This window comes from Coprococcus intestinalis, from assembly GCF_023656595.1.
GTDB classification, from domain to species: Bacteria; Bacillota; Clostridia; order Lachnospirales; family Lachnospiraceae; genus Coprococcus_A; species Coprococcus_A intestinihominis.
Genome location: NZ_JAMOKJ010000006.1, coordinates 136196 through 153614, shown reverse-complemented (window position 1 = coordinate 153614; position 17419 = coordinate 136196). Strand labels below are relative to the sequence as shown.

16 protein-coding genes are annotated in these 17419 nt (G+C 45.0%); 14 read left to right on the top strand and 2 right to left on the bottom strand.

The window, feature by feature from the left end; translation table 11 throughout:
* The first annotated feature begins 2 nt into the window (after nucleotides 1-2).
* From NBH03_RS16105 to NBH03_RS06670, 8 genes are all read left to right on the top strand, one after another.
* Nucleotides 3-116, top strand: coding sequence for a zinc ribbon domain-containing protein (locus NBH03_RS16105; RefSeq protein ID WP_334303175.1), 114 nt, complete (start codon nucleotides 3-5; stop codon nucleotides 114-116).
* Nucleotides 117-558: 442 nt separating this feature from the next.
* Entirely contained in the window at nucleotides 559-1278 is a 720-nt protein-coding gene (gene deoD / locus NBH03_RS06700; RefSeq protein ID WP_015512660.1) for a purine-nucleoside phosphorylase, read from the top strand.
* A 90-nt stretch (nucleotides 1279-1368) separates the two neighbouring features.
* Nucleotides 1369-3162: an aminopeptidase P family protein gene (locus NBH03_RS06695; RefSeq protein WP_250798362.1), complete on the top strand. Its 1794-nt coding sequence runs from the start codon at nucleotides 1369-1371 to the stop codon at nucleotides 3160-3162.
* 46 nt (nucleotides 3163-3208) lie between these two features.
* Complete coding sequence (locus NBH03_RS06690) at nucleotides 3209-5515, top strand: glycoside hydrolase family 2 protein (protein WP_250798355.1); 2307 nt, start codon at nucleotides 3209-3211, stop codon at nucleotides 5513-5515.
* Between the two features lie 3 nt (nucleotides 5516-5518).
* On the top strand, nucleotides 5519-6157 hold the full coding sequence (locus NBH03_RS06685) for a 4'-phosphopantetheinyl transferase family protein (RefSeq protein ID WP_250798353.1): 639 nt from the start codon (nucleotides 5519-5521) through the stop codon (nucleotides 6155-6157).
* 22 nt (nucleotides 6158-6179) lie between these two features.
* Complete coding sequence (locus tag NBH03_RS06680) at nucleotides 6180-7361, top strand: aminotransferase class I/II-fold pyridoxal phosphate-dependent enzyme (RefSeq protein WP_250798351.1); 1182 nt, start codon at nucleotides 6180-6182, stop codon at nucleotides 7359-7361.
* 6 nt (nucleotides 7362-7367) lie between these two features.
* The gene (gene greA / locus NBH03_RS06675) at nucleotides 7368-7871 is read left to right on the top strand and encodes a transcription elongation factor GreA (protein ID WP_015512665.1); all 504 of its coding nucleotides are present in this window, start codon (nucleotides 7368-7370) and stop codon (nucleotides 7869-7871) included.
* 201 nt (nucleotides 7872-8072) lie between these two features.
* On the top strand, nucleotides 8073-8435 hold the full coding sequence (locus NBH03_RS06670; protein WP_015512666.1) for a SpoVA/SpoVAEb family sporulation membrane protein: 363 nt from the start codon (nucleotides 8073-8075) through the stop codon (nucleotides 8433-8435).
* A gap of 152 nt (nucleotides 8436-8587) precedes the next feature.
* Here the strand turns inward: NBH03_RS06670 and NBH03_RS06665 are convergent, their stop codons facing one another.
* Nucleotides 8588-11230: a transglycosylase domain-containing protein gene (locus NBH03_RS06665; protein WP_250798349.1), complete on the bottom strand. Its 2643-nt coding sequence runs from the start codon at nucleotides 11228-11230 to the stop codon at nucleotides 8588-8590.
* Nucleotides 11231-11373: 143 nt separating this feature from the next.
* On the opposite strand from NBH03_RS06665, the gene NBH03_RS06660 reads away from it, so the two are divergent.
* The 3 genes from NBH03_RS06660 (at nucleotide 11374) to NBH03_RS15865 (ending at nucleotide 13649) form a co-directional block, all read left to right on the top strand.
* A complete protein-coding gene (locus NBH03_RS06660) occupies nucleotides 11374-12045 on the top strand; it encodes a YigZ family protein (RefSeq protein ID WP_117541651.1) in 672 nt (223 codons plus the stop codon).
* 107 nt (nucleotides 12046-12152) lie between these two features.
* Entirely contained in the window at nucleotides 12153-13346 is a 1194-nt protein-coding gene (gene tig, locus NBH03_RS06655) for a trigger factor (protein WP_250798346.1), read from the top strand.
* 171 nt (nucleotides 13347-13517) lie between these two features.
* The gene (locus NBH03_RS15865; RefSeq protein ID WP_015512670.1) at nucleotides 13518-13649 is read left to right on the top strand and encodes a hypothetical protein; all 132 of its coding nucleotides are present in this window, start codon (nucleotides 13518-13520) and stop codon (nucleotides 13647-13649) included.
* Between the two features lie 245 nt (nucleotides 13650-13894).
* Here NBH03_RS15865 and NBH03_RS06650 read toward each other — a convergent pair whose 3' ends face one another.
* Nucleotides 13895-14110 (bottom strand): alpha/beta-type small acid-soluble spore protein, encoded by a 216-nt coding sequence (locus tag NBH03_RS06650; protein WP_015512672.1) that lies wholly within the window; start codon nucleotides 14108-14110, stop codon nucleotides 13895-13897.
* Nucleotides 14111-14262: 152 nt separating this feature from the next.
* Here NBH03_RS06650 and NBH03_RS06645 point away from each other — a divergent pair, with 152 nt between their 5' ends.
* The 3 genes from NBH03_RS06645 to tig (NBH03_RS06635) all read left to right on the top strand — a co-directional run bounded on the left by NBH03_RS06645 (nucleotide 14263) and on the right by tig (NBH03_RS06635) (nucleotide 17409).
* Nucleotides 14263-14754: a CYTH domain-containing protein gene (locus NBH03_RS06645; RefSeq protein WP_215688936.1), complete on the top strand. Its 492-nt coding sequence runs from the start codon at nucleotides 14263-14265 to the stop codon at nucleotides 14752-14754.
* Between the two features lie 54 nt (nucleotides 14755-14808).
* Entirely contained in the window at nucleotides 14809-15678 is an 870-nt protein-coding gene (locus NBH03_RS06640; RefSeq protein WP_227082290.1) for a DMT family transporter, read from the top strand.
* 405 nt (nucleotides 15679-16083) lie between these two features.
* Nucleotides 16084-17409 carry a trigger factor gene (tig, locus tag NBH03_RS06635; protein ID WP_117528573.1) on the top strand — a complete coding sequence of 442 codons (1326 nt, stop codon included), beginning with the start codon at nucleotides 16084-16086 and terminating at the stop codon, nucleotides 17407-17409.
* Nucleotides 17410-17419: the final 10 nt, after the last annotated feature.

Below are 17419 nucleotides of genomic sequence, written 5' to 3'. Positions count from 1 at the left end.
AACTGAAACTTTCGGACAGAGTATACCTTTGTAGATGTGGAAATCGGATAGATCGGGATCTGAATGCGGCAATCAATATACGTGAAGAAGCACGCCGCATGTTGTTAGCAGGATAAATGGGAAGTGTCTGTATCCAGACAATGAAAATATCCCATAACTGGGGAAAAATGAATCGCGGGGCACGCGAGGATAGCTTGTAGATACTTGGCTCAGTAGAGCCATTGAGCAAGAAGCCCCCACTTCAAAATCTGTGATTTAAGTGGTGGGAGCATGTCACATTGATGTCAAAACTAAATAGCGTGCAGAAGGTTAACTTCAAAAAGGAAATCCTTAGACGTTTGTTCATACAGGTGCTTCCGGCTCGGCCAGTACTTAGGCGGCTGCGAAGGTATTCGCAGGCACCTTATGTACTGCTGCCAGAGCCGGGCAGCGGGAGCGGCCTGTATGAACAAACGTCTAAGGATTTCATTTAGAGACAATGAAGGCTGCACGCTGCTTATAGCTTTTGAATCGAAAATGTGGTATGATTAAGGAAAATTGTTTTGGAGGTATTTGAGTATGGCAACACCGCATAATCGCGCTGCAAACGGAGAAATTGCAAAGACTGTTCTGATGCCGGGAGACCCGCTGAGAGCAAAGTGGATTGCCGAGACTTATCTGGCAGATGTCCAGCTTGTCAGTGATGTCCGCAACGTGTATTGTTATACAGGTCAATATAAAGGTGTCACAGTATCCGTGATGGCTTCCGGAATGGGCATGCCATCCATTGGCATTTATTCGTATGAATTATATAAATTCTATGATGTGGAGAATATTATCCGTATCGGTTCCGCAGGAGCCTATACAGATAAACTGAAGGTATTGGATGTGGTGCTGGCAGATGCTGTTTGGAGTGAATCCACATATGGTCAGGCACAGAGCCTGGATATGAAGAACTGGCAGTATCCGTCAGAAGAGCTGAATCGACAGATTAAGGATACAGCATTGAAGATGAATAAGAAGCTTGTTTCAGGTCCGATTCATTCCAGTGATGTTTTTTATCATGAAGCGGATGCCAATGATGTACTTCGCAAGATGGTTGATGAAGAGGGGCTGCTTTGTGTTGAGATGGAATCCTTTGCTCTGTTCCATAACGCAGAAGTGCTTGGCCGGAATGCAGCTTGTCTGCTGACGATTTCTGATTCTCTTGTAACGGGGGAAGAACTGGATGCAGATACAAGAGCAACTGCTTTTGCGGAGATGGTAGAGCTGGCCCTGGAAGCGGCTATTGCAGTTTAAACAGGATGTCTGCACCAGGGTTTGGGCGCAGATCCTGAGTCCGGCTGCAGTGCAGAATAAAGAATGACATCAAAGTGAGGAAAAGATAAGATGACAGTAAGAGAAAAATTGGCAGCCCTCAGAGAGAAGATGACTGCTTACAAAATGGATATGTATCTGATCGGTTCGGAGGATTTTCACGGTTCCGAATATGTAGGTGAGCATTTTAAATGCCGTGCTTTTATTTCCGGTTTTACAGGCTCAGCGGGAACCATCCTTGTGACACAGAATTTTGCAGGACTCTGGACCGACGGCAGATATTTCCTGCAGGCGGAGGCACAACTTGCGGATACAGGCATTGAATTGTTTAAGATGGGCAATGAAGGTGTGCCGACTATTGAAGACTATATTGTGTCACACATTGAAAAGGGACAGTGCCTTGGCTTTGATGGAAGAACGGTCAATGCCAGAAATGGTCAGGACTATGTACGCAGACTGAGTGAAAAAGGAGCGTCTGTCAATGGCCGCTATGATCTGGTGGATGAAATCTGGACTGAGCGTCCGGCACTTTCTGCAGAGCCTGCATGGCTGTTGGATATTGCTTATGCCGGCCAGTCCAGAGAGGACAGAATTGCCCTAATCCGTCAGAAAATGGCAGAGAAGAAAGCGGACTGGTTTGTACTGACTTCTCTGGATGATATTGCATGGCTTTTGAATTTCAGAGGCAACGATGTACAGGATAACCCGGTTGTTCTGGCGTATCTGATGATGAGTGCCGATAGTCTGAGACTTTATACCAATGCCGCAGATTTCAAGGAAGCGGACAGAAAGACATTGGAGAACGCCGGTGTAGAATTTTTTGAATACAATGGCATTTATGAGGATGTGGCAAAACTGACAGAGAACCAGACCGTGATCTACGATGGTTCAGCGCTTAACTATGCTATACTTGAGAGAATGCCGGAATCTGCGAAGAAGGTTGATGAACAGAATCTGACATTGTTGCCGAAGGCCATCAAGAACCCGGTGGAAGTAGCGAATATTCGGCAGGCTCATATCAAAGATGGCATTGCCCTGACAAAATTTATGTATTGGCTGAAGAAGAATATTGGCAAAGTACCAATGACAGAAATCAGTGCTGCAGAGAAGATGGAAAGCTTCCGTAAAGAGCAGGAAGGCTATCTTGAACCTAGTTTTGAACCCATCAGCGGATATGCGGAACATGGTGCCATTGTGCATTATTCTGCAACACCGGAGACAGATGCCAAGCTGGCGCCAAAGGGATTACTTCTGATGGATACAGGCGGTCAGTATCTGGAGGGAACAACAGATATCACACGTACTTTTGTACTGGGTGAGTTGACAGAGGAGGAGAAGAAATTCTTTACACTGGTACTTCGGGGCAATCTGAATCTCGCAGGTGCGCATTTCCTGCACGGATGCAAAGGTTATAATCTGGATTATCTGGCAAGAGAACCTCTGTGGCAGATCGGCATGGATTATAATCACGGTACGGGTCATGGTGTTGGCTATCTGTTGAATGTGCATGAGAGTCCGAATGGCTTCCGTTGGAAGATGCTGCCGAATCGCAATGAAGGCTGTGTTCTGGAAGAAGGTATGCTGACGTCAGATGAACCCGGGGTTTATCTGACGGATAAATTCGGTGTGCGGCATGAGAATCTGATGGTCTGCATGAAGGGCGAGAAGAATGAATACGGTCAGTTTATGTACTTTGATACCGTGACACTTGTACCGTTTGATCTGGATGGTGTAGATCCGTTATTGATGACAGAGCGTGAAAGGCAGCTGCTGAATGATTATCATCAGAAGATTTACGAGGTCATCGGACCGCATCTGAATGAAGAAGAACAGGCTTGGTTAAAAGAGGCTACACGGGCCATCTAACTGATGGGATACATGCTGTGCGGCTTTTAATGAGCAGGAGAGATCAATGCAGAGAATATATTTAAATGACAACTGGTATTTTGCAAGAAATTATACAGAGGATCTGTTGAACCCGGAGGCTGATCTGTCAGAACTTCGGAAGGTGCGGATTCCACACAGTGTGTGTGAATTGTCCTACAGTAATTTTGATGAAATGTCTGTGCAGCAGCTTTGCGGATACAGACGCAGTCTGATAGTAGAAGATGCATGGCGTGGAGGTCATTTGATACTGACCTTTGAAGGGGCAGCCCATGAAGCCGTCGTCTATGTGAATGGGAAGCTGGCGATGAAACATTATGGTGGATATACAGCTTTTTCGGTGGATATTGTACCGTTTCTTGTGGATGGACGTGAACAGGTGATTACCGTGCGCTTAGACAGCAGAGAAAAACTGAATCAGCCGCCTTTTGGATCGGTGACAGAGTCACTGACTTACGGCGGCATATATCGGGATGTTTATCTGGATGTGAAGGATGAATATTATATAGAAGATATTTATACAGCCACCCCGGATGTCAGAACCGATGAAAAGATATTAAAGGCACAAATTAAGCTGAATGCGTATACGGAAGGATTGAGACTGGCCGCTCATCTGGATACCTGGACAGAGATTCCTTTGGAGGGTGAAGATCTTCAGCATTGGGATTTAAAAACAGCGGATGTGCATTTCAGAACGTCCTGTCTGACCTATACAGTGCCGGAAGCGATGCTATGGGATGTGGATATGCCGATTCTCTATGTACTGACGGTGGAACTTCTGAAAGATGGACAGTGTGTAGACACGAAGAAGGTAAGAGTCGGATTCCGGGAAGCTGTTTTTGATGGAGAGGGATTCTGGCTGAATGGACGTATCCTGAAATTATGCGGTTTTAGCAGATATCAGAGCTGGCCTTATGTGGGGTATGCTATGCCGAAATCACCGCAGCAGCTGGATGCGGATTTGTTGAAATTCGAGTTGGGAGCGAATGCGGTGCGGACGATGCAGGGGCCACAGTCGCAGTATTTTATGGACAGGTGCGATGAGATTGGCCTGCTTGTCATTCCTGAAATTCCGGGCTGGCAGTTTATCGGCGATACACGGTGGAAGAAAATTGCTGTGAGAAATGTCCGTGAAATGGTGATGCAGTATCGCAATCATCCATCTGTGATCCTGTGGGATACGCGTATCAGTGATTCTGATGATGAAGATGCACTTTATTATAAGACAAGCCGTTTGGCCAGAGAACTGGATGTCTATCGGCAGACAGGCGGTGAGAGAGATTTTGCAGGCAGTCATTTTTATGAAGATGTGTATTTGTATGATGATATGAGTGAGGATGCTGCCAGTGTTTCTATCAGCAGTGAAAATATCATTCAGGATTTGTCGAAAACTTGCCTTTTATCCGGGCACAAGTCTCTGAATGTGCAGACAAAAGTCGGCACAGAAATAAATGATTTGATTGGACAGACCATGCGGCAGGCAAGCGTGTGGCGGGCTGTGGAGAGCAATGACAGTTTTGCAGGCAGTCTGGCGCCTGTTATGGCAGATTATCCGGTTAGCCGCAAGTACAGCGGCAGTGACGGCATTTGCAGCAGAGGGCTTATGGATGCGTTTAGAAATCCGAAGATGGCGGTTGCTTTTTTCAAGAGTCAGCGGGAGGACGAACCAGTATGCGCAGCAGTTTTGCCGATGGATGACCGGCTTATGGTCATGACCAATGCAGACCATATTTTACTTTACTGTGACGAAAAGCTGATTGGTGAATTTTATCCGGATGAAACGGTATTCAGAGATCTGGTACATCCGCCGATTTTTGTTGAACATCTGTCTGAAATTGTTCGTACAGGAGAAAAACCAAAAGAACAGAAAGAAACGTCAAATAGAGTCTTTTTGAAAAAACAATCCGAGAAGGATCAAGAGCTGTTTGTTCAACAGAAATCCGAGCTGGCATTTTCCAGAAGATACGCGGTGACATGGCGCATTGAGGCCATCAAAGATGATACGGTTGTTGCCGGGACAAGTATTACGCCGACACCTGAAGTCAGATTGCAGATTACAACGGATCGTCAGCATATGATGGAAGAAAGCAGCTACGATGCAGCAACTGTGCACATTGAAGCTGTCGGTGAGAGTGGTCAGCATCTGTATGGATATGAGACGCCGCTGGTACTGAAGACAGAAGGTGATATTGAACTGATCGGGCCGTCGGTGATTGTTATGAAAAACGGCTTTGCGGGCACTTATGTACGCTCAATCGGCAAAGCAGGAAGTGGACGGCTGATGATTCAGGATGGACATGGAGAAGCAGTTGTCGAATTTTCTGTGGAAGTATAGTGTATGAATATTTATTTTGCAAATTATGACAGAAATGGCATGATGGTCGTTGAGGAGAGCAAATATCAGCATGCTGTCGGCCGTCAGCTCTTAAAAACAGCACTTCTCAGAGCAGGAGTTTCCAAGGATTTCCTGTCAAAGGAAGAAAGTCTGATATTTGCATATGGGCCATCCGGCAAGCCACTTTTTCACGATTTGCCGGATGTCCATTTTAATATCAGTCACACCGGCGGATTGGTGGTGTGTGCGGTAGGAAATATACCGATAGGTATTGATGCAGAAAGAATCAGGCCCTATCCCAAAAGTGTTCTTCGAAAAATGACAGATAGAGAACGCTTATATATTCAGAAATCAGATAGGCAGGATGAGGCCTTTATGCGTGTCTGGACGATGAAAGAAGCGATGATCAAACTGACGGGAGAGGGACTTGCGGCTTTTGAAAGGACAGAATGTGTGCCGGGAGAGGTATTGCATATGTACAGCAAGAGGACGGTGTGCGATGAAGCGGCTGCATCCGGTGCGCTGTCGGATATTCATTGCCGACAGTTGGTCTGGCAGGGGCAGTATGTCATAACAGCTGTTGAAAATACGAATAAAAATCAGGATTGCATCTTTTCAAAAAAGGTTTACAATAGACTGTAGCGTTATACAGGAGGATAAGAAGATGGAGTTTAATTTTGCCAGTCGTCTGGATTCCTTTGAAGAAGGTATTTTTGCGACTTTAAATGATAAAAAGAACGAGCTGGTGAAGGCCGGCCGGAAGGTTTACAATATGTCTGTAGGTACACCGGATTTCAAACCGGCCCAGCATATTATGGATGCAGTCAGTGAAGCTGCTTCAAAGCCTGAGAATTACAAATACGCATTGGCTGATCTGCCGGAACTGTTGGATGCAGTCAGCAATCATTATGCAGAGCGCTATGGTGTTAAGGGCATTCGTCATGAAGAAATTATGTCTATTTATGGTTCCCAGGAGGGAATGGCGCATATTGCCATGGCGATTTGTGACCCGGGAGATGTAGTGCTTGTGCCAAATCCGGGTTATCCGGTTTTTACAGCAGGCCCTTTCCTTTGTGGTGCAAAGGTGGAAACCTATGACCTGCATCCTGAGAACAATTTCCTGATTGAATTCGACAAGATTCCTGAAGAACAGGCAAGACGGGCAAAGATGATGATTGTGTCCTATCCGCTGAATCCGGTCTGTGTGACAGCACCTGATTCTTTTTATGAAGAACTGATCACATTTGCGAAGAAATACAACATTATCATTCTGCACGACAATGCTTATTCGGATATTATTTATGGCGGCAGAGTCGGCAAATCATTCCTTTCTTTTAGGGGAGCCAGGGACGTGGGCGTTGAATTTTATTCATTGTCCAAATCCTATAATTATACAGGTGCCAGAATGTCCTTTGTTGTAGGCAATCAGGCAGTTATTGATAAGTTTAAAAATGTACGTTCCCAAATTGATTATGGTATTTTCCTGCCGGTTCAGTATGGTGCCATTGCAGCCCTGACAGGTCCGCAGGACGCAGTGAAAGCACAGTGTGAAGAATATGATCGCCGTAATCATGCCCTTTCAGAGGGGCTGACATCTATCGGATGGAAAGTGCCTCTCAGCCAGGGGACCATGTTTTCATGGGCTCATATTCCGGAAGGCTTTGCTAATTCCAATGAATTTGTGATGGAATTAATGGAGAAAACCGGTCTCATAGTGACACCGGGCAGCAGCTTCGGAAGCCTTGGAGAAGGCTTTGTCCGTTTTGCATTGGTTTTGGATGTGCCGACCATTCAGGAAGCTGTTCGGTCCGTCAAAGAAAGCGGAATATTGAATAGTAGGATGTGATAGAAGATGTATGATGAATTATCTGAGGCAGATATTCAGAAGATGAAGGAAGAGATTGAACACCGTAAGGTTGTTGTCCGTAAGGAGGCACTGGCGGCTGTCAAGGAAGCCAGGGAACAGGGAGATCTCAGTGAAAATTTCGAGTATCAGGCAGCCAAGAGAGAAAAAAACCGAAACGAAAGCAGAATCCGCTATCTTGAAAGAATGGTCAAGACAGCAAAAGTCATCAAGGATCATTCCAAGGATGATGAGGTTGGACTGAATAATACGGTAACGGTTTATTTTGAAGATGAAGATGAGGAAGAAACATACCGTATCGTAACGACCGTCCGTGAGGATGTGCTGCATGGTCTGATCAGTATTGATTCACCTGTCGGTAAAGCATTGTTGGGGCATCGTGTCGGTGATACAGTCCATGTCCAGGTCAATGACAAGTACGGTTATGATGTAGAAATCAGAAAAATTGACAAAACGACGGACGAAACAGACGATAAAATCCGGGATTTCTAAATAGGCAGAACGCACATAGAGAAATCAATAACCGGTCAAAAAATAATTCAAACACAGGCCAGGTGTTTGAATTATTTTTTGACCTTTTTTGTATTTTGAGCGTACTCTGATGATTAAAAAAGGGCAGATTTCAACACATAGAAAATATGAAAATTTAAATACTAAGTAAATAGATATTTTATGAAATAGGAGGAGAACAGAATGCTTGTTGATTATCTGAGAGTTTTTATAACAGGCGGCGTTATCTGCGCACTGGTGCAGCTTCTGATGGAGAAGACAAAGATGATGCCGGGGCGGATCATGGTACTTTTGGTATGCTCAGGCGCCATTCTTGGCATGTTGGGAATTTATAAGCCTATCGTTGATTTCGGGCAGGCCGGAGCAACGGTGCCGCTTCTTGGTTTTGGGTATAACCTGTGGAAGGGGGTGAAAGAAGCTGTAGATAATCAGGGATTTTTCGGGCTTTTTACGGGTGGCTTTACGGCTTCGGCAGTAGGAATCAGTGGATCACTGGTGTTTGCTTTTTTGGCATCCCTGGTGTGCAATTCCAAAATCAAGAAATAAGAGCATGAGCTGAAGAATTTCGCAATAGATAAAAAAGTATAAATAAAGTGAATATCGTGTAGTCAAAATCTAAAAAGGCTTCAAAATAACAAACACCATACAGGATTTGTTATTTGAAGCCTTTTAAATTAGTCTTAGACTATGTGCAATGTTTATTGCTCGGCGCCAGTGTTATCGCCACCGGGATTGTCGCCACCGGAATTGTCGCCACCGGAATTGTCGCCACCGGAGTTGTCGCCGCCGGAGTTCTCGCCGCCGGAGTTATCACCGCCGGAGTTATCACCGCCGGAGTTATCACCGCCGGAATTGTCACCGCCGGAATTGCCACCACCTGAATTATCGCCGCCGGAATTGTCAGCACCGGAGTTGCCGTTGCCGGAATTATCCCCGGACGTTGTGTTCGAGCTGTTGCTGCCGGAGGACGATGATGAGCTGCTGTCATCATCATAACTATTCTCGTAATAACGATAGCTATGCTTCGAACAGTATTCCGTCGGCGCAGTATCTTTGGCAAAATACTCGGTAATAACGTTGCAGCCATAAGATGCCAATAAACCTGTGCTGCTGCAGACGCGGAGCTTCTCAACGTCAGACGGCATCACGAAATCTCTGTCCTCATAGCCCTCAAGGACTTCATTCATAATATTCTTCCAAAGTACCTTGTGCGCGTTGTAGTTGCGTCCGAGACGGTAGCGCATCAGTGTGCTGTCGTCATAACCAAACCAGATACCGGCTGTGTAATAAGGTGTATAACCAACGAACCATAAATCCTTGTAGTCGTCAGTTGTACCGGTCTTGCCTGCTTCGGCAATACCGTAATTGGAAATCTGTGCGGAAGTACCTGTACCCTTGGATACAACGTCTTCCATGGCACTTGTCAGGAGCCATGCAGTAGAATCTTTCATGGCTGTGTGCTTCTCAGGTACATTGTCCAGAAGTACATTGCCGTCCTTGTCCAGAATCTTGCTGTAAAGGATAGGCTCTGTATAGACACCGCCGTTGGCGATAGCCGCATAAGCACCTGTCAGTTCAAGGTTCGTTACACCATTGGAGATACCGCCAAGACCCAGAGGTGCGTAAGCATCCCGGTCTTCGTCCATGGTTGTAATGCCAAGATTCTCAAGATATTCAATACCAAGCTCCGGTGTGACATCTTCAACCAGCCACTTGGTAGTAACAACGTTCATGGAGTAAGTAATGGCTTCACGGATGGTTGTCGTTCCCTGATAGGAGTTGGCATTGGTGTTGAACGGTTGGTAGCCGTCAGGAGTTGTATAAGGTTCATCTTCCTTGGTAGATGCCAGTGAAAGCCCACAGGAATCCAGAGCAGGAAGGAAAACGGCAATCGTCTTGAAAACAGAACCGGGCTGTCGTGTGGACTGGGTGGCGCGGTTAAAGCTTCTGCTTGTCTTCTTCTCACCGCGGCCGCCGCTCAAGGCCAGTACATAACCGGTAGACTGATCCATCAGAACGAATGAAGACTGTACCTGTACAGTCATATCAAAGCTCTGGGCGATGATATCGTCATCAGTAATGCCCTTGGCTTCAAGAAATTCTGCAATAGACTGTTTGGCCTGGTCTTCGTTGTCATAAAGCAGATCACAGTCATCAGCGCCATAATAGCTCTGCAGAGAATTCTCATCAATGTTGACGGTCTCACCGTCCTTGTCTTTGTAAGTCAGAGCCCAGTGGAGTCTGTACTCTGTGGATGGGAAGTTGTCATCATCATTATAATAGCTGTCGACAATATCCTGAATGTGACGGCTTTGTGTCAGATAAATCTGAAGACCGCCGCTGTAAAGGGCATTGTTGGCTTCTGCGGAAGTATAGCCAAGCTTCTCCTGCAAGTCGTTTAATATCTGATCGATGGCAGCATCTTCGAACCATGTATAGATGATATCCTTGGACTTCGTTGTCTTGTTGACTTCGGTAATACGTGAATAGACATCATCAGCCTTGGCTTCATCATACTGCTGCTGTGTAATAAGACCAAGGGTCAGCATATTGTTCAGAATCTTGTCGCGACGCTGGGCGTTGATATCCGGATAATCAATGGGGTTGTTGTAGGAAGGTGATTGGGCGATCGCTGCGATAACCGCTGATTCGGAAACCGTCAGATCGCTGCACTTCTTATTAAAATAACGTTCCGCAGCGGCTTCTACACCATAGGCACCGCGGCCGAGGTTGATGGTATTCAGGTAAGCTTCCATGATCTCGTCCTTGGACATCTCTTTCTCAAGCTTGAGAGCGAGATACCACTCCTGGAACTTACGCTTGAATCGCTGCATCATATCTGTCTCGGCACCACCGTTGAATACAGTGAGCTTGATCAGCTGCTGGGTGATGGTACTGGCACCTTCTGAGAAATTGCCGCCATGGGAAAGACCAACGAAAAGGGCACGGACAATACCCTTCGGGTCAATGCCGTTATGTTCATAGAAGCGATTATCCTCAATGGCTACAAAGGCGTTTGAAAGGCACTTGGGAATATCATCGATCGACACAATCGTTCGATTGGATTGGGCGCCTACCAGTTCAATCGCTTCCTGTCCGTCGGGATAATACATGACGGACTTGAGTTTACTCGGCATCACATTGCTGGCGGTAATATCAGGTGCACTGTCGATGACCCCCTTGAAGCCACCGATGGCGGCAGCGATACCGACAATAACAATAAGCAAAATAGCAAGCATTGTGAAACGGAATATATTGAAAGTAATCTTTTTCTTGGATTTAGCAGCATTGGAACGGATTTTCTTGCGCTTTTTTTCATTATTCTGTTTACTATAATCCATTACTGAACCTCCTTCGTCCTATCATTATAGCAAATAAGCTTACTGAAATAAAGTGTATTTTTTTCGAAATAATAGGGGATAGCATAATTTTTAAGAAGGTGATAGAATAAACTTGACAAAAAGATAAAGTAAGGAAGTTGGGAATGGCAGAAATCAATAAAGTGAACAATTACAAGACAGTGTACAGGGGCGGTACAGCAGAAATTGTTGAGAAAAAGTCACGTTTCATTGCCCATTCGGCGCATGTGGAATCAGAGGAAGAGGCCCTTGCTTTTATAGAGCAGATAAAAAAACAGTACTGGGATGCAAGGCATAATTGCCATGCATTTTCCGTTGGTGTGACCAATGAGACGGCCAGATGCAGTGATGATGGGGAGCCGGCTCAGACGGCGGGCAAACCGATGCTGGATGTTTTGATGGGGCAGCAGCTGAAGAATACAGTTGTTGTGGTGACCCGGTATTTTGGAGGCACACTGCTCGGCACAGGAGGTCTTGTCAGAGCATATTCTGCGGCTGTTCAGGAAGGATTGAAGGAAAGTCTTATAATAGAGAAGTTTCTCTGCCGCAGGGTGCGGATGAGCATGGATTATACAATGCTGGGCAAGATGCAGTATCTGGCGGCCAAACTGAATCTGATGATTCTTGATACCCTCTATACGGAAGGTGTTGAAATGCAGCTGCTTGTGCCGGATACGCAGTATGCTGCTTTTATAAAGGAAGTGACAGAGGCCAGCAACGGCAAGGTCGTGCCGGAGTCGGAGGGGCTTTGTTACGGCGCGGATGTGGAAGGCAAAACCGAGATATTTGATGCCTGAGTACGACATTAAGAATTTGAACAAACTGTGAAATTTGTATAAAAGCTTTTATTTTTCTCTATTATGTGGTATAAATAATATCATTGGATATGAAAGGACGAATTACAATGAAGAAAAGTTTAAAACTGGGAGCTGCATGCCTCGGCGTAGCTCTTTTATTGTGTGCATGCGGCAAAGGAAGTGCCAATAGTACAGACACTGCTGCAGGCAGTGAGACAGAATCAGCAGCGCAGTCTGCATCGGAATCTGCCTCAGAGACCGAAACAGAGACTGAAGATACGAACGCTTATGCGTATGACTATGATGTTGAATCCCTGGTCAAGCTCGGTGATTACAAGGGATTGACTTATACAGAGACAGATACATCTGTTTCAGATGAAGAAGTGGAATCACAGATCAACAGTACCCTGACAGCCCATGCAACACCGGAGCAGATCAAGGACAGAGCCGTTGAAGACGGTGATACAGTCAATATTGACTATGAAGGCAAGATTGATGGTGAGACTTTTGAAGGCGGTACAGCCTCCGGTGCATCACTGACAATCGGTTCTGATTCATTTATTGATGGTTTTGAAGATGGCCTGATCGGTGTCAAGCCGGGTGAGAAGAAGACTTTGAACCTGAAGTTCCCGGATGATTACAAGACGAACCCGGATCTGGCGGGCAAGGCGGTTGACTTTGATGTAACAGTGAACTACATCGAAGGCGATGACATTGTGCCGGAACTGACAGATGATTTTGTTAAGGGACTGAGCATTACAGATGTTTCAACCGTTGATGAATATCGTGCTTATGTGAAGTCACAGCTGCAGACGAACAAGGAATCTGAAGCAGAGAGCAGCAAGCAGAAGGAACTGCTTCAGCAGGCTGTGGACAATGCAGAGATCAAAGAAATCCCGGAAGAACTGGTAACAGAGTATTCTGCACAGTACACAAGTTATTATCAGCAGTATGCGTCCTACTTCGGTATGGAATTTTCTGATTTCCTGACACAGTATATGAATCAGACAGAAGATGATTTCAATAAGGATGCAGCAGATTACGGCAAGCAGGTTGCAGGCAATATGCTGGTTGTATGTGCCATTGCCAAGGCTGAGAAGATCGATCCGGATACCCTTTATGATGAGAAGGTGGCTCAGTATGCAAAGCAGAGCGGTTATTCAGATGTTGCAACTCTGGAGAAGGATTACAGCCAGAAGTATCTGCGTCAGGTGATCATTAATGAGGAAGTCCTCAATGTTCTGGAAGAGAATGCAGTTGCAGTTGCTCCGACAGAGACAGAATCAGAGGCTTCCAAGTAAGCGCTCAGCGTGGGAATGCATATTATTTACAATTTTTTTTGGACAGTGTATTATAAAAAACTTTGCATTTTTTGGGGAACATGCTATAATGTCCATAGGCAATAGGCACTGAACGTGTTCGGCTCGTTTAAGGACAGGCAGTGTGAGGCAGGAGCAAGAGAGGTGTAGAATATGGATTTTATGTCAGTGTTTCTTCCGGTTTTAATTCTCGGAGTTGTCATCGTTGCGGTTCTGGTAGTTGTTGCAACCGTTGCATCAGCTGTTTCAGCGGCTGCTGTTGAAGATGATGAGGAAGACGAATAGAATCAATTGAATGAATGCGAATGATGAGGGGATGTATGTCTTTGAGCAACATCCCCGAATTTTTTGCGTTATTTTAGGCGTGTCGGGCAAGCAAAGCGGTGTGTCAGGCAATCAATCAGGAAACGGAAAAAGCGGACCCTTTTGGATCCGCTTTCCCGGCGTTTGCTACAGTCATCAGCTGCAGTCTGCAAATGCCGCCTGGGGCGGCTGATTGGGAATGGCAGCTAATGGATTGCGAGATTCAGTTACTGCATACCGCCGTTGGCCATCTGTTCTTCCTGACGCTTGATCATTCTCCGAACCATTTCACCGCCAATGGAGCCTGCCTGGGCACTGGTAAGGTCACCGTTGTAACCCTGTTTCAGGTTCACACCGATTTCGCTGGCAACTTCCATTTTGAATTTATCCATTGCGTCTTTTGCCTGTGGTACTTCCATTGTAGAACTAGAATTGTTTGTCATTGTGACACCTCCGTTTTTTGGTTCGTTTTATCCTGTATCTGAAAGGACAAACAAGACTTGCTTTTTGAAGTGTTTTTGTTTATCCTGTTACTAGTATGTGAATGACGTACAGAAACTATGAGTGGAATAATTAGGAGGTTTTGAGTCGTTTTATGGAAATAGAGCGTAAATTTTTAATTCAAAAAATGCCGGAGCATCCGGAACAATACAAGAGCCATCTGATCGAACAGGCCTATCTGAATGTGCGTCCTGTTGTCAGAGTACGCCGTGAAGATGAGAATTATTATATGACCTACAAAGGCGGAGGCATGATGGCCAGGGAAGAATACAATCTGCCATTGGATGCAGATTCATATGCCCATCTTCTTCAGAAAGCAGATGGCAATATTATTACCAAAAGACGTTATCTGATACCTTTTCATGCCTATACAATAGAGCTGGATGTTTTTGAAGGCCTGTTTGAAGGCATTGTTGTGGCGGAAGTGGAATTTCCGAGTATTGAAGAAGCGGAAAGCTTTGCGGCGCCGGAATGGTTTGGTGAAGATGTGACTTATGACGGCCGGTATCATAACAGTGCCATGAGCAGAATGAAAGTGGAAGAGATTGTTGAGATACAAAGTCTTTTGGCATCAGAAGGAAAATGATCAGGTGAAAATAGTCAGACAAAGCGAATATTAAGAGATGAGAGGTTTGGTTATATGAATACGAAAAATAAAGCCATTGTGTGTATTTTGATTTCAGCATTTGGCTTTTCAATTATGAATTTATGCGTGAAGCTGTCCGGTGATCTGCCGTCTATTGAAAAGAGCTTTTTTAGAAATCTTGTGGCAGCGATTATTGCGTTTATCTTATTATATAGAAGCAAAGCGGGTTTTTCCTGCAAGAAAGAGAATCTGCCGGCATTGATTTTGCGCGCTGTACTTGGAACCATTGGTATTTTCTGTAACTTTTATGCATTGAGCCATATGGTGCTGTCGGATGCTTCCATGTTGAACAAGTTATCACCTTTCTTTACACTGATCTTTTCCTACATCTTCCTGAAGGAAAAGTTATCACCCTTCCAGTGTATTGCCATTGTGATCGCTTTTATCGGCAGTTTGTTTATCATCAAGCCATCTTTTGATCTGACAGCCACATTTCCGGCGCTTTGCGGCTTCATCGGCGGTGTGTGTGCCGGCGGTGCGTACACCTGTGTGCGGTATCTTGGTATTAAAGGTGAAAAAGGGCCTTTCATCGTGTTCTTTTTTTCGGCATTTTCATGCCTGGCGGCATTGCCGTACATTATCTTTTTCTTCGAACCGATGACACTGCAGCAGTTTCTGATTCTGATCGGTGCAGGCGCAGGCGCAGCCGTAGGTCAGTTTGGCATCACAGCCGCCTACAAGTATGCCCCGGCCAGAGAAATCTCCATTTATGATTATACATTGGTCATTTTCGCAGCCATCTGGAGTTTCATCTTCTTCGGCGAATTGCCGGATTGGATCAGTATCATTGGATATGTGTTGATCTTCGGTATGTCAGCATTGATGTTTTTGTATAATAACCGTCATGCGGAGTCGGCGAAATAATTTAAAAATGATGATATATTAACATTGCTGGTACATTTATGAATGCGTTATTGAAAATGTGAAGAAAAAAAACAGAAGGCCCATGTCTGGCAGTAAGGATGCTGGACATGAGCTTTTTTTGATATCACTGCAGCGAAGTGAGTGTGACAAGAAAAGTCAGGCAATCTTAGTACTGCTACGTTCACCTTCGAAGGGAAGTGTGTTTCAGCAGGAATAGCTGACTTTTGACTGATTGGTTTACCATAACAGCCGTTTTTTTATGTTTTTTTTAGAAAAAAGTGGCTCTCCCCTATTTACATATGCCCGGATGTATAATATACTTAAATCCATAAGCGCTTGAAAACAGGCCGACTCCGCACTTTGGAGGGACCGGTTTCGGGATAGATGAAGGAGGATATTAATATCATGAGTGTACAGGTAGAGAAATTAGAACATAATATGGCGAAACTGACAATTACAGTTCCAGCTGAAACTTTCAATAAGGCGATTACACAGGCTTACAAGAAGATGAAGAACCAGATCTCCATTCCAGGTTTCAGAAAAGGTAAAGTGCCTCAGGCAATGGTAGAGAAGATGTACGGTGCAGGCATGTTCTATGAAGATGCTGCCAACATCGTTATTCCGGAAGAATATGACAAGGCACTTGCAGAAGTAAAGGATATCAAGATCACATCTCAGCCAGCCATCGATGTTACACAGATGGAAAAAGGCAAGGAGTTTATCTTTACAGCAGAAGTTGCTACTAAACCAGAAGTTACACTTGGCCAGTACAAGGGTATCGAAGTACCTGAGAATAAGGTAGAAGTAACAGACGAAGAAATCGAAGCTGAACTGAAGAAAGTTCAGGAACAGAACGCAAGAGAGATTACAGTTGACAGACCAGCTGAGAACGGCGATACAGTTGTTATCGACTTCGAAGGTTCTGTAGATGGTGAAGTATTCGAAGGCGGTACAGCTGAGAACCATCCTCTGGTACTTGGTTCAGGTTCTTTCATCCCTGGATTCGAAGACCAGCTTGTTGGTGCGACAGCAGATTCTGATGTAGAAGTAAATGTAACATTCCCAGAAGATTACCAGGCTAAAGACCTTGCAGGCAAAGCTGCAGTATTCAAAGTAAAAGTTCATGAGATCAAGAAGAAAGAACTTCCGGAGATCAATGATGAATTCGCTCAGGATGTATCTGAATTTGATACACTTGATGAATACAAAGAAGATGTAAAGAAAGGCATTGCAGAACAGAAAGAAAAAGCTGTACGTCAGGAGAAACAGGAGAAGATCATCAGACAGATCGTAGAGAACGCTGAGATGGATATTCCGGATCCTATGGTAATTACTCAGACAAGACAGATGATGGATCAGTTTGCTCAGCAGATGCAGTCCAACGGTCTTTCTATGGCTCAGTACTATCAGTTTACAGGCCTGACACCGGACGGCCTTCTTGAACAGATGAAACCACAGGCTCAGAAGAACATTGAGAACAGACTTGTTCTTGAAGCAATTGCTGCAGCTGAAGGCATCACAGCAAGTGAAGAAGAAGTTGAGAAAGAGTTCGCGAACATTGCTGAAAGATATGGTCTGACAGTAGACAAGGTTAAAGAAATCTTCGCTGACGAAGAAACAGAGAACATCAAGAGCGATATCGCTGCGCAGAAAGCACTTGACATGATCACAGAGGCTGCTGTAGAAGTTCCTGTAACTGAAGTAGAAGCAACTGTAGAAGACGCAGAATAATCATAACGTA

What these genes read in the sequence shown, in the direction of transcription:
- NBH03_RS06640 (WP_227082290.1), top strand. Translation starts at nt 14,809, where the DNA reads ATGAATACGAAAAATAAAGCCATTGTGTGTATTTTGATTTCAGCATTT.
- deoD (WP_015512660.1), top strand. Translation starts at nt 559, where the DNA reads ATGGCAACACCGCATAATCGCGCTGCAAACGGAGAAATTGCAAAGACT.
- NBH03_RS15865 (WP_015512670.1), top strand. Translation starts at nt 13,518, where the DNA reads ATGGATTTTATGTCAGTGTTTCTTCCGGTTTTAATTCTCGGAGTTGTC.
- tig (WP_117528573.1), top strand. Translation starts at nt 16,084, where the DNA reads ATGAGTGTACAGGTAGAGAAATTAGAACATAATATGGCGAAACTGACA.
- NBH03_RS06680 (WP_250798351.1), top strand. Translation starts at nt 6,180, where the DNA reads ATGGAGTTTAATTTTGCCAGTCGTCTGGATTCCTTTGAAGAAGGTATT.
- NBH03_RS06645 (WP_215688936.1), top strand. Translation starts at nt 14,263, where the DNA reads ATGGAAATAGAGCGTAAATTTTTAATTCAAAAAATGCCGGAGCATCCG.
- tig (WP_250798346.1), top strand. Translation starts at nt 12,153, where the DNA reads ATGAAGAAAAGTTTAAAACTGGGAGCTGCATGCCTCGGCGTAGCTCTT.
- NBH03_RS06660 (WP_117541651.1), top strand. Translation starts at nt 11,374, where the DNA reads ATGGCAGAAATCAATAAAGTGAACAATTACAAGACAGTGTACAGGGGC.
- NBH03_RS06670 (WP_015512666.1), top strand. Translation starts at nt 8,073, where the DNA reads ATGCTTGTTGATTATCTGAGAGTTTTTATAACAGGCGGCGTTATCTGC.
- NBH03_RS06665 (WP_250798349.1), bottom strand. Translation starts at nt 11,230, where the DNA reads ATGGATTATAGTAAACAGAATAATGAAAAAAAGCGCAAGAAAATCCGT.
- NBH03_RS06690 (WP_250798355.1), top strand. Translation starts at nt 3,209, where the DNA reads ATGCAGAGAATATATTTAAATGACAACTGGTATTTTGCAAGAAATTAT.
- greA (WP_015512665.1), top strand. Translation starts at nt 7,368, where the DNA reads ATGTATGATGAATTATCTGAGGCAGATATTCAGAAGATGAAGGAAGAG.
- NBH03_RS06650 (WP_015512672.1), bottom strand. Translation starts at nt 14,110, where the DNA reads ATGACAAACAATTCTAGTTCTACAATGGAAGTACCACAGGCAAAAGAC.
- NBH03_RS06695 (WP_250798362.1), top strand. Translation starts at nt 1,369, where the DNA reads ATGACAGTAAGAGAAAAATTGGCAGCCCTCAGAGAGAAGATGACTGCT.
- NBH03_RS06685 (WP_250798353.1), top strand. Translation starts at nt 5,519, where the DNA reads ATGAATATTTATTTTGCAAATTATGACAGAAATGGCATGATGGTCGTT.